13 protein-coding genes and 1 pseudogene are annotated in these 13,857 nt (G+C 66.2%); 3 read left to right on the forward strand and 11 right to left on the reverse strand.

The window, feature by feature from the left end; translation table 11 throughout:
• Window positions 1-80: 80 nt before the first annotated feature.
• The 10 genes from CN538_RS06230 to hemE all read right to left on the reverse strand — a co-directional run bounded on the left by CN538_RS06230 (window position 81) and on the right by hemE (window position 9,717).
• Window positions 81-503, reverse strand: coding sequence for a baeRF12 domain-containing protein (locus CN538_RS06230; protein ID WP_035476355.1), 423 nt, complete (start codon window positions 501-503; stop codon window positions 81-83).
• A 94-nt stretch (window positions 504-597) separates the two neighbouring features.
• Complete coding sequence (locus CN538_RS06235) at window positions 598-2,427, reverse strand: methyl-accepting chemotaxis protein (protein ID WP_106418878.1); 1,830 nt, start codon at window positions 2,425-2,427, stop codon at window positions 598-600.
• A 166-nt stretch (window positions 2,428-2,593) separates the two neighbouring features.
• The gene (locus tag CN538_RS06240) at window positions 2,594-2,989 is read right to left on the reverse strand and encodes a Rid family detoxifying hydrolase (RefSeq protein ID WP_242495592.1); all 396 of its coding nucleotides are present in this window, start codon (window positions 2,987-2,989) and stop codon (window positions 2,594-2,596) included.
• A gap of 1 nt (window position 2,990) precedes the next feature.
• Window positions 2,991-3,719: an amino acid ABC transporter ATP-binding protein gene (locus tag CN538_RS06245; RefSeq protein ID WP_106420565.1), complete on the reverse strand. Its 729-nt coding sequence runs from the start codon at window positions 3,717-3,719 to the stop codon at window positions 2,991-2,993.
• 143 nt (window positions 3,720-3,862) lie between these two features.
• Window positions 3,863-4,972: an amino acid ABC transporter permease gene (locus tag CN538_RS06250; protein WP_207233651.1), complete on the reverse strand. Its 1,110-nt coding sequence runs from the start codon at window positions 4,970-4,972 to the stop codon at window positions 3,863-3,865.
• A gap of 1 nt (window position 4,973) precedes the next feature.
• Window positions 4,974-6,164: an amino acid ABC transporter permease gene (locus CN538_RS06255; protein WP_106418879.1), complete on the reverse strand. Its 1,191-nt coding sequence runs from the start codon at window positions 6,162-6,164 to the stop codon at window positions 4,974-4,976.
• A gap of 137 nt (window positions 6,165-6,301) precedes the next feature.
• On the reverse strand, window positions 6,302-7,330 hold the full coding sequence (locus CN538_RS06260; protein ID WP_106418880.1) for an amino acid ABC transporter substrate-binding protein: 1,029 nt from the start codon (window positions 7,328-7,330) through the stop codon (window positions 6,302-6,304).
• Between the two features lie 485 nt (window positions 7,331-7,815).
• Window positions 7,816-8,145, reverse strand: a complete 330-nt coding sequence (locus tag CN538_RS06265) for a VanZ family protein (protein ID WP_242495593.1) — start codon at window positions 8,143-8,145, stop codon at window positions 7,816-7,818.
• 41 nt (window positions 8,146-8,186) lie between these two features.
• Window positions 8,187-8,684, reverse strand: a complete 498-nt coding sequence (locus CN538_RS06270) for a thiol-disulfide oxidoreductase DCC family protein (protein WP_164999519.1) — start codon at window positions 8,682-8,684, stop codon at window positions 8,187-8,189.
• Complete coding sequence (hemE, locus tag CN538_RS06275; RefSeq protein ID WP_106418883.1) at window positions 8,656-9,717, reverse strand: uroporphyrinogen decarboxylase; 1,062 nt, start codon at window positions 9,715-9,717, stop codon at window positions 8,656-8,658. Before hemE ends, CN538_RS06270 begins: the two co-directional genes overlap by 29 nt.
• A 127-nt stretch (window positions 9,718-9,844) precedes the next feature.
• On the opposite strand from hemE, the pseudogene ribA reads away from it, so the two are divergent.
• Window positions 9,845-10,477, forward strand: a pseudogene (gene ribA, locus CN538_RS06280) (GTP cyclohydrolase II).
• Between the two features lie 139 nt (window positions 10,478-10,616).
• On the forward strand, window positions 10,617-11,351 hold the full coding sequence (trhA, locus tag CN538_RS06285) for a PAQR family membrane homeostasis protein TrhA (protein ID WP_106418884.1): 735 nt from the start codon (window positions 10,617-10,619) through the stop codon (window positions 11,349-11,351).
• Here trhA and soxR read toward each other — a convergent pair.
• Entirely contained in the window at window positions 11,321-11,824 is a 504-nt protein-coding gene (gene soxR / locus CN538_RS06290; protein ID WP_106418885.1) for a redox-sensitive transcriptional activator SoxR, read from the reverse strand. The genes trhA and soxR overlap by 31 nt on opposite strands.
• Before the next feature lie 178 nt (window positions 11,825-12,002).
• On the opposite strand from soxR, the gene CN538_RS06295 reads away from it, so the two are divergent.
• Complete coding sequence (locus tag CN538_RS06295; protein WP_106418886.1) at window positions 12,003-13,850, forward strand: ABC transporter ATP-binding protein; 1,848 nt, start codon at window positions 12,003-12,005, stop codon at window positions 13,848-13,850.
• Window positions 13,851-13,857 lie beyond the last annotated feature (7 nt).

Raw genomic sequence — 13,857 nt, forward strand, 5'->3', positions numbered from 1 at the left:
ACAAAAACGCGGATGGCACCAGACGCCATCCGCGTATCGTCACGACCCGGAAGATTCAAGGCCGAAGACGTTGGCGGGTCTCAATGCCAGCCGAGCTGTGCGGCGATATCCGCCTCGCTGGCCTTGGAGAGATCCTTGTCGATGGACTGGGTGACCATCTCGAGGGTGGGCTTGTCGAGCTTGTCGCGCAGTTGGCCCAGGAACTGCGGCGCGGCGATCAGAATCAGCTCGTCGGCCTTGCCCTGGGTACGCGCGTCGCGCAGGTAGCCCGCCACTTCCTTGGCGAAGAACATCGCCTGCTTTTCGGAGGTGGCGTCCTCGTTGCCGGTCTGGCGCCGGCTCGGCCCCGAGGTCGACTCGCCCTTGCCGCCGGTGCGTAGATCACCGGTGTGGAGTTGCGATTCCGGGTGCGTGAGCGTCTCGATCTCACGCATGACCCGCGCCTCGCGGGCGAAGATACGCGCGCGCGCGGCATCGGCGACCACCACGTAGACCTTGTCCATGAGCCATTCTCCTTTTCCGTGGATGGGCCATGCCCGTGGCGCGGGCATGGCCGTGGATAGCACGCTCTAAGCGTGGTCGAGAATGGCGCTGCGCTCAAGCGTGGCTGAGCGCCGGCCGCGCGCTGTCGGCGTCGAGCTTGAAGCCACCAACGATCGCCGCCAACTGAGTCGCCTGATCGTGGAGCTGCTCGGCGGCGGCGGTGGACTGCGCCACCATGGCCGCGTTCTGCTGGGTCATCTGATCGAGCTCGCCCACCGCCTGATGACCTGCCCCACCCCCTGGCTCTGCTCCTGGGCGGCGACGTTGATCTCCGAGAGCGTCGCCGCCACGCGAGATGGCATCGACGATCGCGCTCATGCTGTCGCCGGCGGAGCGCATCAGCTCGGTGCCCTCGCGGGTCTGCGCCACCGAGGTGCCGATCAGCGCCTTGATCTCGTCGGCGGCGTTGGCCGAGCGGCTCGCCAGCTGGCGTACCTCGCCGGCGACCACCGCGAAGCCGCGACCCTGCTCGCCGGCGCGCGCCGCTTCCACCGAGGCGTTGAGCGCGAGCAGATTGGTCTGAAATGCGATCTCCTCGATCAGGCGGACGATATCGGCGATCTGCTCGGTACGCCCGTTGAGCGCCTCGATGGTCTCCACCGCACGCCCTACCACCTCGCCGCCACGTACGGCACGCTCGCTGGCATCGCGGGCCAGCTGGTCGGTCTCGCTGGCGGCAGTGGCGGTGTTCTCCACCGTGCCGGAAATCTGCTCCATGGCGCTGGAGGTCTCCTGCAGATGGCTCGCCGCGGTCTCGGTCTGGCGCGACAGATCCTGGCTGGCACGGGCGATCTCCTCGGAAGCCTGGCGCACCGACTGACTGGTGACATTGACCTGGCTCAGCACCTCGGAAATCTTGCCGGCGAAGGCGTTGAACGCCATGGCGATCTGGGCGATCTCGTCGCGCCCGTCGATCGCCAGGCGGCGGCTCAGATCACCGTCACCGTCGGCAATGTCGGCCATGGCATCGCGCGCCGCCTCGAGCCGGCGAAAGCCCGGCGACACCAGCAGCCACAGCAGCAGCGAGACGATCAGCGCCGCCACCAGCAATGACACCAGGGTGGTCTTGAACAGGCTGCTGGCACCGGCATTGGCCTCGCCGCGATCCAGCGCGATCACCAGGCGCCAGTCGGTACCCGGCACCGCCACCGCGTAGAGCAGCACCTCGCGGCCATCGATCACGCTCGGCGTCGGCAGCGGGCTCTGGGCCACCGCCGCGAGTTTGGCGGCATCGAGATCGGGGGCGATCGCACTCGCCGGCTTCAGGCTCAGGTCGGCATCGCGGTAGGCGACGATGGTGCCATCGGTGTCGGCCAGGAAGGCGAAGCTCTTGGGCGTGGGCTGGATCGAGAGCACGTTCTCCTGCACCTCATCGAGGGGCACGTCGGCACCGGCCACGCCCAGCAGCTTGCCATCACGCAGGATCGGGGTGGCGAAGGCCACCACCAGCTTGTTCGTCACCAGATCGAGATAGGGGTCGCTGGCGGTGGTCTGCCCTGCCGCCACCGCGCCGCGGTACCAGGGACGCTGGGTCGGGTCATAGTCCGCCGGCGGCTCCCAGCCATCGTTGGTGATCAGGCGCTTGTCCGGCGTGCCCAGATAGACCTGACTGAAACCGCCGGCAGCGGCGGTCTGCTGCAGGGCGGGGATCAGCGTGTCGCTGCCCACCGCCGGGGCCACGGCCTCGATCAGCTTGCGCTTCGAGGCGGCCCAGGCGGCGATCGCATCGCGGTGCCCCTTGGCCACCGATTCGAGCAGATCCTGATTGACCGACTGCTGATGGCGGCTGACCAGCCAGTAGCTGATGCCGCCGGTGGCCGCGAGCGCGACCAGAATCATCGCCAGACACCCGGCCATGATACGAATCTTGAAGGATTTCAGCATGCTAAGTCCATTGAGAGGGTCCGTTGAAGGTTGGCTCGACTATCATCGGCCTCCCGATAACGAACTTTACGCCGGCTGAAAACACCGCCTCAGGCGACCCCGACACGCGTGCGCGAGCCCCCCGAACGTCTCGCTGACCTCCGCCGGGGCTCGTCTGCCGCGACTGTCAGCCGGCAGCCGGCGGGATCCAGGCGATCATGTCGATCTCGACGTCGGCGCCCCCGGCGAGCCCGGTGACACCGATACACGTACGCGTCGGCAGCGGCGCCTCGAAGTAGCTGGCGTAGACGCCGTTGACCTCGTCGAAGTGGCCCATGTTGGTGATGAAGACCCGGCTCTGGACCACATATTCGAAACTGCTGCCCACCGCCTCCAGCACGATCGCCAGGTTCTGCATCACGCGATGGGTCTGCTCGGTGAAGGTGCCCAAGAGCATCTCGTTGGTCTCCGGCACCGTCGGCATCTGCCCGGTGATGAACACCAGATCCCCCACCCGGCAGGCGTGGGAGAAGGGGGCAATCGGCTGCGGCGCACCGGCGACCATGCGTTTGTCGATGCCCATGTCAGTGCCCCAGGATCTGGCTCAGGAACAGTTGCGTACGCTCCGAGCGCGGGTTGTTGAAGAAGGTCTCCGGCGGCGCCTCCTCGATGATCTGGCCCTGGTCCATGAAGATCACCCGATCGGCCACGGTCTTGGCGAAGCCCATCTCGTGGGTCACACAGAGCATGGTCATGCCCTCGTGGGCGAGCTCGATCATGACGTCGAGCACCTCCTTGATCATCTCCGGGTCGAGCGCCGAGGTGGGCTCGTCGAACAGCATCACCTCGGGGCGCATGCAGAGTGCACGGGCGATCGCCACACGCTGCTGCTGGCCGCCGGAGAGCTGCCCCGGGTACTTCTTAGCCTGGTTGGCGATCTGCACCCGTTCGAGGTACTCCATGGCGCTCTGCTCGGCCTCCGCACGCGGCTTCTTCTGCACCCAGATCTGCGCCAGGCAGCAGTTCTCGAGCACCGTCAGGTGCGGAAACAGGTTGAAGTGCTGGAACACCATGCCGACATTGCGCCGGATCTGCTCGATCCGCTTGATGTCATGGTTCATGGGGATGCCGTTGACCGTGATCGAGCCCTGCTGGTGCTCCTCGAGATGGTTGATGCAACGGATCATGGTCGACTTGCCCGACCCCGAGGGGCCGCAGATGACGATGCGCTCCCCCCGGGTCACGGTCAGGTCGATGTCGCGCAGCACGTGGAAGCTGCCATACCACTTGTTGAGCCGTTCGATCTGGATCATCGGCTTGTCGTCGCCGGGTGCTGCAGCCGCTTGCGCTTCACTCATGGCTTGATTCCTGCCTTCATTATCATTGTCTCGCCCATTCCCCGGGCACGAGTCGGCGGCCCGGGGCGTCACGTTTCAGGCACTGGCCACTGGCGGGCTCAACGCCGATAGCTGGTATTGAGGCGCCGCTCGATGTACTGGCTGTAGCGCGACATGCTGAAACAGAAGATCCAGAACACCAGCGCTGCGAACACATAGCCCTCGGTGGAGAAGCCGAGCCAGTTGGAGTCGGTGAGCCCGGCACGGATGATCGCCAGCAGATCGAACAGCCCGATGATCAGCACCAGCGAGGTGTCCTTGAACAGTGCGATGAAGGTATTGACGATCCCCGGGATCACCAGCTTCAGCGCCTGCGGCAGGATGATCAGCCCCATGCGCTGCCAGTAGCCCAGGCCCAGCGCCTGCCCGGCCTCGTTCTGCCCCTTGCCGATCGCCTGCAGCCCGCCGCGCACCACCTCGGCCATGTAGGCGCTCCAGAAGAACATGATCCCGATCAGCGCCCGCAGCAGCTTGTCGAACTCGACGTTGCCGGGCACGAACAGCGGCAGCATCACCGAGGCCATGAACAGCACCGTGATCAGCGGCACGCCGCGCCAGAACTCGATGAAGATGACGCATACGCTCTTGACGAACGGCATCTTGGAGCGCCGCCCCAGGGCCAGAATCACCCCCAGCGGCAGCGACCCGACGATACCCACCGTGGCCACGGTCAGGGTCAGCATCAGCCCGCCCCAGGCGCGGGTAGGCACCTCGGGCAGGCCGAAGTGGCCACCCAACAGCAAAAACCAGGCGATGATCGGGAAGCCGACCAGCGTGAACAGCCCGACCAGGCGCTTCCTGGGCAGCCGCGGGATCGCCAACCACGCCACCAGCGCCGCCATCAGCGCGAACACGATATCCACCCGCCAGCGCTCGGCGGCCGGATAGAAGCCGTAGATGATCGATTCGAAGCGAGCCGAGATGAACACCCAGCAGGCGCCGCTGCCGGTGCAGTCTTCGCGAGTCGAACCGAGGAAGTTGGCATCGACCACCGCCCACTTCAGAAACGGCCACAGGATCCACGCCAGCAGGCCGATCACCGCCACCGAGACCACGCTGTTGAGCGGCCCGTTGAACAGATTGGCACGCAGCCAGCCGCTGAGGCCGCGGCGCTGATCCGGCGCCTCGCGCGCCTCGATCATCTGAGTGCGAAACGTCGATTCACGCATCTCATCGCTCCTTCAGCAGGGTGCGGGCGTTGTAGAGGTTCATCAAAAACGACACCGTCAGGCTGATGACCAGATAGACCGCCATGGTCATGGCGATGATCTCGATCGCCTGCCCGGTCTGGTTGAGCGTGGTGCCGGCAAATACCGCCACAAGGTCGGGATAGCCGATCGCCGTGGCCAGCGACGAGTTCTTGATCAGGTTGAGATACTGGCTGGTCATCTGCGGCACGATCACCCGCATCGCCTGAGGAATCACGATCTTGCGCAGGGTGATGGCGCCAGGGAGGCTCAGCGAGCGCGCCGCTTCGGTCTGGCCGTGGGAGACCGAGAGGATGCCGGAGCGCACGATCTCGGCGATGAACGCCGCGGTGTAGATCGACAGCGCCAGCCACAGCGCCACCAGTTCGGGCAGGATGTTGATCCCGCCGCGGAAGTTGAAGCCCCTGAGCTCGGGGAGGGTCCACGCCAGCGGGGCGCCGCTGGCCAGGAACACGATCAGCGGCAGGCCGATGACGACCGCCGCACCGATCCAATAGACCGGCAGCGCCTGGCCGGTGGCCGCCTGGCGGCGCTTGGCGAAACGCGCGAAGAGCAGCGTGGCGACCACCGCGATCAACAGCGCCCAGAGCGTGGCGGAAAACCCCGCCAGCGGCTGCGGATCGGGCATCACCACCCCACGCACGTTGAAGAAGAACAGATCGAACAGCGACAGACTCTCGCGTGGCGAGGGCAGTGCCCGCAGCACGGCGTAGTACCAGAACAGGATCTGCACCAGCAGCGGGATATTGCGGAAGATCTCGACGTAGATGGTCGCCAGCCGTGCCAGCAGCCAGTTGGTCGACAGCCGGGCGATGCCCACCGCGAAGCCGATCAGGGTCGCCGCGACGATGCCCAGGGCGGAGACCAGCAGGGTGTTGAGCAGGCCGACGACGAAGGTGGTGCCATAGCTTGAGTCGCTGGTGTAGTCGATCAGCGACTGCGGAATCGAGAAGCCGGCACGCCCCTCGAGGAAGCCGAAGCCGGTCTGGATACCGCGGGCTTCGAGGTTGTTCAGGGTGTTGTGGACAAGATAACCGATGATGATCGCCAGGATCAGGAACAGCACGGCCTGGACGATCAGCGCACGAACGGTGGGATTCCGCCACAGCGGCCCCTGCCCTCGGCGTGGCAGCGAGGTGGATGGACGCAGCATGAGAAGTCGGGTCTCTACTCGAGCGGTGAGCGGCAACGGCTCCCGGCGCACAGGCCGGGAGACGACGTTGGGAAACGTCTGCTGGCCGCCCGCCGCAAGCGCCCTATCGGGCACGCGCGGCGGGCGACTTCACGCACTCAGCGAACCGGCGGCGCGTACTGGATACCGCCCTGATTCCACAGCGCGTTAATGCCGCGCTCGAGCCCCATCGGCGAGTCCTTGCCCACGGTGCGATCGAACATCTCACCGTAGTTGCCCACCATCTTGACGATGTTGTAGGCCCAGTCGTTGCCGATACCCATCTGCTCGCCGAAGTTGCCATCCTTGCCCAGCAGGCGGGCGACATCCGGATTGGGCGGGTTGTCGCGCATCTGATCGACGTTCTGGCTGGTCACCCCCAGCTCTTCGGCGTCGAGCATCGCGAACAGGGTCCATTTGACGATATCGAACCACTGGTCGTCACCCTGGCGCACCACCGGGCCCAGCGGCTCCTTGGAGATACGCTCGGGCAGGATCTCGACGCTGCTGGGGTCGGCCAGCTGCAGACGCAGCGCCGCCAGCTGCGAGGAGTCGGAGGTGAGCACGTCACAGCGGCCGCTGTCGAAGCCCTGGGCGGTCTGGTCGGAGGTGTCGAAGGCGACCTGCTGGAACTGCATGTCGTTGGCCTTGAAGTAGTCGGCCATGTTGAGTTCGGTGGTCGTGCCCGACTGCACGCAGATGGAGGCCCCATCCAGCTCCTTGGCGCTCTTGATGCCGAGGTCCTTGCGCACCAGGAAGCCCTGGCCGTCGTAGAAGTTGACCCCGGTGAAGTTGAGGCCCAGCGAGTTGTCGCGGGTCGCGGTCCAGGTGGTGTTGCGCGAGAGCACATCGATCTCGCCGGACTGCAGCGCGGTGAAGCGCTCCTTGGCGGTCAGCGGCGCGAACACCACCTTGGTCGGGTCGCCCAGCACGGCGGCGGCGATGGCACGGCACACTTCGACATCGATGCCGGTCCACTTGCCGTTCTCGTCGGGGGAGGAGAAACCGGTGAGCCCGGTGCTGACACCGCACTTGAACTCGCCGTTGCTTTTCACGTTGTCCAGGGTGGCAGCCTGGGCCTGCGACGCCGCCAGGGCAGTCAGTGCAGCGGCGGAGAGAAGAGACAGGCTTTTGTTCTTGTGGCGCATGGTGGAATCCACTCCCTTGCGTTGTCATTTGAGTGCATGTCGAAGCATGCCCAGATGAAATTAGCAAAGTCCGTTCCACTTTCGCGCTAGCGCCTGAAAATCCTGGATTCAACGCTCGCCTAGGACGCTTACGATCTTCACCTGCACTCCCAACGTGGCGCAAACTACGAAAACACGGGCAACATTCTGTTTCAAAAGCGTGCGTGGGCTACCGTAGCGCACCAAAAGGAGGCGTCGCGGAATGGCACTAGCGTTGAATCGAGCCACCGGTGGTGGCGACGATGCCACCAATGGATAAGGAAAAAACGATCAACTCGAGGGGAGCAGACAACCACAGGCCATTGTGTCGACGGCCGGCTTCGTCCCCGCCAGACGTGGACGGGAAAAAACGAAGCGCGCAGGAGACACGGCGCGCGGGAAAAGACGCACGCCGGGCCGGGGAAGACAACGGCGAGAGAGGGTGGACGGGTAAGCGAGTCAGTGACTCAAGGCCGAAAGCGCCGCCGGCCTAGCCAGGCCGCACCCAGGCCCACTGCCAGCGCGCCCAGCGTATTGGCCAGGATATCGGCCCAGTCACCGCCGGCGCGGCCGGGCACCCCTAGCTGTAGATACTCGATGAGAATACCGAAGGCCAGCGCCGCCAGCGCCGACCACCACCAGCGCCGGCTGGCCAGGCCCAGCCACAGGGTCAAGCCGGCATAGCCGAGCAGGTGATTGAACTTGTCCCACGGCAGGTGCGAGGGCATCTCGGCCGCCGGCGTCAGACTGCCCCAGGCCACCGCGCCGGCCCAGATCAGCGCGGCAAGTGCCGCCATAGCCCGCCACGTCGCGAGCCGACGCCCGCTCGCTGGCCGACTCATCGCGCCCCCTCGGCCAGCGTCGTTGGCAACCCCAGGCGTGTGCAGAGGCCGACATCGAGGCGTTCGCGCCAGCGCGGGTCGTCCTCCAGCCGCGCGTCGTTATCCGGTGCCAGACGCCGACGATAGCGCCCGATCCCGCGGTAGACGGCGTTGCGCAGCGGCGCCGGCACCCAGCGCAGCCACGCAAGCAATCGCCAGCCCGCTCGCAGCCGACGTCCCAGCCGCCACAGCGCCTCGCTCTCCTCGTAAAGCGCACCGCCGGTGACATACCGGATCGTGTCGCAGCGTTCGAGATCACGCCCGAAGTGGTGCCCCACGCGCCGCCCCAGCGCGCTATCTAGCCCGCTCAGCGCCAGCGTCGCGCCCGCGTCACGCTCATGCGCCAGCAGCCAGCGAACCGCACGCCGGCAGAACGGGCACTCGGCATCGAACAGCAGCAGGCCGTCGATGCCGCTGGCGCCTGCTTCAGCGGTGATAGGCCGGGCTCGCGGCATGTAGCGCGTCAAAGAAGGCCGTGACGTGATCAGGGTTGGTGAACTGGCTGATGCCGTGCCCCAGGTTGAAGACGTGGCCTGGACCATGACCGTAGCTGGCCAGCACCCGCTCGACCTCAGCGCCGATCCGCTCGGGCGGCGCGAACAAGACATTGGGGTCGAGATTGCCCTGCAGCGCCACGCGCTCACCGACCCGACGCCGCGCGTCACCCAGCTCGGTGGTCCAGTCGAGACCGACGGCATCGCAGCCGCTGTCGGCGATCGACTCCAGCCACTGCCCGCCGTTCTTGGTGAACAGGATCACCGGCACCCGGCGGCCATCGTGCTCGCGGATCAGCCCACCCACGATGCGCCGCATGTAGGCCAGCGAGAACGCCTCGTAGGCCGGGGTCGACAGCGCCCCGCCCCAGGTGTCGAAGATCTGCACCACATGGGCGCCGGCACGGATCTGGGCGTTGAGATAGTCGGTCACCGCGGTGGCGAGCAGGCCGAGCAGGGTGTGCAGCGTCTGCGGGTCGCCGTAGAGCATCGCCTTGATATGGCGGAAATCCTTGCTCGACCCGCCCTCGACCATGTAGGTCGCCAGGGTCCAGGGGCTGCCGGAGAAACCGATCAGCGGCACCCGGCCGTCGAGCTCGCGGCGGATGGTGCGTACCGCATTCATCACGTAGTCGAGATCGTGCTCGGCATCCGGCGCGCTCAGCGCGGCGACCTCGGCGGCGGTACGCACCGGATGGCGGAACTTGGGCCCCTCGCCGGTCTCGAAATAGAGTCCCAACCCCATGGCGTCGGGGATGGTGAGAATATCGGAGAACAGGATCGCGGCATCGAGCGGGTAGCGCGCCAGCGGCTGCAGCGTCACTTCGCAAGCCAGATCGGCGTTGCGGCACAGATCCATGAAGCTGCCGGCATCGGCGCGGGTAGCGCGGTACTCCGGCAGATAGCGGCCGGCCTGACGCATCATCCAGACCGGCGTGCGGTCCACCGGTTGACGAGCCAGGGCCCGCAGCAGGCGATCGTTTTGCAGTGTCATAGCGCTCTTCGCACGGGAGATTTGTCTGCAGTGTAACGGATAGACGCGCAAGCCTGATATAATGCTGCCCCTCAACGTCAGGGGTGAGCCCGCGCCTTACCCGCAGGGCCCGTTTCGCGAGGTCAACGTGTCGATCCGTTTCATCGCCGCATCGCAGCTGCCCACACCCTGGGCGACCTTCACGCTGCACGGCTTTCAGGAAGAGTCCACCGGCAAGGAGCACGTCGTGCTCACCCTTGGCGACGTCACCACGTCGGAGCCGGTGCTGGCTCGCGTCCACTCCGAGTGTCTGACCGGCGATGCCCTGTTCTCGATGCGCTGCGACTGCGGCTACCAGCTGCAGGAAGCGCTCAAGCGGATTGCCGACGAGGGGCGCGGTGCGCTGCTCTACCTGCGCCAGGAGGGGCGCGGCATCGGCCTGCTCAACAAGATCCGCGCCTATGCCCTGCAGGACACCGGCGCCGACACCGTGGAGGCCAACGAGCGCCTCGGCTTCGGCGCCGACCAGCGCCGCTACGATATTTGCGTGCCCATGCTCGACCACCTCGGCATCTCCGCGCTGCGTCTGATGACCAACAATCCGCGCAAGGTCGAGGCGCTCAGCCGCGATGGCGTGCGTATTCACGAGCGTCTCGCGATCACCACCGGGCGCAACCCTTCAACGAGCACTACCTACCACCAAGGTCGGCAAGCTCGGCCACATGATGGCACTCGACGACTTCACCCCGCCAGCGACGTCGACATCGAGCGCGACGCCTGAACCGGCGTCGCCGGGCCTTTCGGCGGCGTCGTCGTTGCGTCATCATGATCCGGGAGACTGAACGTCGTCCCGGCGTTCGGGTCCAACCCACGTCTCTGCTCACATTCCTGCCACGCATCCCGCAGGAGGCTCAGCCGTCATGCCCGATTCCGCTTCACGCCATCTCTCGTCTTCTCGATACCCGACCTCGCATCCTGAGCACGCCTCTCCGTCCCAGGCCGCTGAGGAGGAGGAAGAGTACACTCGGCTGGAGGAGTGGCTGCACAGCATCAGCCACGGGATCGGCGCCGCACTGAGTCTCGCCGGCATGGTCGTACTGATCGTACTGGCCAGCATCGCCGCCGACGTCGACCCGTGGAAGATCGTCAGCGTCTCGCTCTACGGCAGCTGCCTGGCGCTCTACACCGCTTCGACGCTCTACCACGGCTTTCGCAGCCAGCGCCTGAAGCGCGCCTTCCAGGCCTTCGATCACTGCGCCATCTATCTGCTCATCGCCGGCACCTATACCCCCTTTCTGCTGGTCAACCTGCGCGGGCCGATGGGCTGGGCGCTGTTCGGCGTGATCTGGGGGCTGGCTCTGGGCGGGATCGCCCTGCGGCTTATCTGGCCCCAGCGCTTCAACCTGCTGCGGGTATTCATCTACCTGATCATGGGCTGGCTGATCGTGATCGCCTCGGACAGCCTGACCACGCAGCTATCCCCCACCGGCCTCGCCCTGCTGGTCGCCGGCGGCATCACCTATACGGTCGGCGTGCTGTTCTACGCCGTGCGCGCGATCCCCTTCCACCACGCCATCTGGCACCTGTTCGTGATCGGCGGCAGCGTCTGCCACTTCCTCGCCATCTATACCGCAGTGCTGCCGTTCGAGACGTGATCCGATCCCAACCGCTGCGCGCCTTCGCCCTCGCCGCCGAGCACGTCGCCGGGGTTGCGTAGCGGGCACTGCGACAACGACAGACAACCGCAGCCGATACAGCCATCGAGCTGATCGCGCAGCAGGGTGAGCTGAGTGATGCGCTCGTCCAGGGCCGCCCGCCAGCGCTCCGAGAGCCGCCGCCAGTCTGCCGCCGTGGGGGTGCGCGAGTCAGGCAGCGTGGCCAGCGCCTGCTGGATCTCCGCCAGCGGCACGCCGGTGCGCTGGGCGATCTTGATCACCGCGACCCGGCGCAGCACGTCGCGGGTGTAGCGGCGCTGATTGCCCGCATTGCGCCAGCTATGGATCAAGCCCTTGGTCTCGTAGAAGTGCAGCGTCGAGACCGCCACGCCGCAGCGCTGGGCAACATCGCCCACGCTGAGCGCCTGCTTGGTCGCGGCGAGCCGGCGGGGTCGGGTGTTGGAACTCTCCATTGGGCTTTACCTCAACCATACTCGAGGTCTTACGCTGGCGGAAAACGTCCGCTGCGGCAAGCGCCATCGACAAGCTCGCGCCGCGTTCAGCATACAATGAGCGCAGGTCGGTATCGGCCAACGCACGTGTTGCCGAAACGACCACGCCACGCTACTCCACCGCCACTACAGGTTTGCCATGTTCCAATGGTTCGAAAGACGTCTCGACCCCTTCCCGTCGGCGGAGCCGCAGCGCCCGCCCGATACCCTGATCGCCTTCTGTCTGCACTATACCCGTGGGGCCTGGCCCTACCTGCTGGCGGCGACCACGCTGATGGCGCTGATCGCCGGCGTCGAGGTATGGATGTTCGGCTTCCTCGGCAATATCGTCGACTGGCTTGCCGATCAGAATCGCGCCACCTTCCTCGCTGACCAGGGCTGGAAGCTCGCCGGGATGGCGCTGGTAGTGCTGGTGGCGCTGCCGGGGATGGTGTGGCTGCACTCGCTGTTCCAGCAGCAGACGATGATGGGCAACTACCCCATGCGCATCCGCTGGCAGGCACACCGCTATCTGCTGCGCCAGTCGATGGGCTTCTATCAGGACGAGTTCGCCGGACGCATCGCGACCAAGGTGATGCAGACCTCGCTGGCGGTGCGCGAGTGCGTGATCAAGCTGTTCGACGTGCTCAACTACGTGATCGTCTACTTCCTGGGCACGCTGCTGCTGGTGGGCAACGCCGACTGGCGCCTGGCGGTGCCACTGGTGGTGTGGCTGGGTGGCTATCTGGTGCTGCTGAAGGTGTTCGTGCCGATCATGGGCCGGGTATCGAAATCCCAGGCCGACGCCCGCTCGCGCATGACCGGACGCATCGTCGACAGCTACAGCAATATCCAGACGGTCAAGCTGTTCTCCCACGCCAGCCGCGAGGCGGCCTTCGCCCGCGAGGGCATGGCAGGCTTCCTGGTCACGGTCTACCGCCAGATGCGGCTGGTCACCGGCCTCTACGGGCTGCTCTACCTGCTCAACGCGCTACTGCTGTTCAGCATCGGCTGGCTTGCACTGGCGCTGTGGCTCGACGAGGCGGTGAGCGTGGGCGCGGTCGCCGTGGCGCTGGGCCTGGTGATGCGCCTGTGGGGCATGTCACAGTGGATCATGTGGGAGGTCTCGGCGCTGTTCGAGAATATCGGCACAGTGCAGGACGGCATGGCGACGCTGTCACTGCCGCACCAGATCGAGGATCGCGACGACGCCACCCCGCTCGAGGTCTCTCACGGCGAGATCGTGTTCGACCATATTCGCTTCCACTACGGCAAGGGCAGCGGCGTGATCGACGATCTGGCGCTGACCATCCGCCCGGGGGAGAAGATCGGCCTGATCGGTCCCTCCGGCGCGGGCAAGTCGACCCTGGTCAACCTGCTGCTGCGCTTCTACGAGCTGGAGGATGGGGCCATCCGCATCGACGGCCAGGACATCGCCGCGGTCACCCAGGAGAGCCTGCGCGCCAAGATCGGCATGGTCACCCAGGACACCTCGCTGCTGCACCGCTCGGTGCGCGACAACCTGCTCTACGGCCGCCCCGACGCCAGTGACGAGATGGCCTGGCGCGCCGCCCGCGAAGCCCACGTGGCCGAGTTCATCGAGGGGCTGCGCGACATCCAGGGTCGCGCCGGCTTCGATGCCCATGTCGGCGAGCGCGGGGTCAAGCTCTCCGGCGGCCAGCGCCAGCGCCTGGCGATCGCCCGGGTGATGCTCAAGGACGCCCCGATCCTGATCCTCGACGAGGCGACCTCGGCGCTGGACTCCGACGTCGAGGCCGCCATTCAGGAAAATCTGGACCGGCTGATGCAGGGCAAGACGGTGATCGCCATCGCCCACCGCCTCTCCACCATCGCCGCCATGGACCGGCTGGTGGTGATGGAGCAGGGGCACATCGTCGAACAGGGCACTCACGCCGAGCTGATCCGCGCCAACGGCCTCTACGCGCGGCTGTGGCAGCGCCAGTCCGGCGGCTTCCTGGAGAGCGAGGCCCTCGACGCCAGCGTGTGAACGGCGC

Source organism: Salinicola tamaricis, assembly GCF_003006155.1.
Taxonomy (GTDB): domain Bacteria; phylum Pseudomonadota; class Gammaproteobacteria; order Pseudomonadales; family Halomonadaceae; genus Salinicola; species Salinicola tamaricis.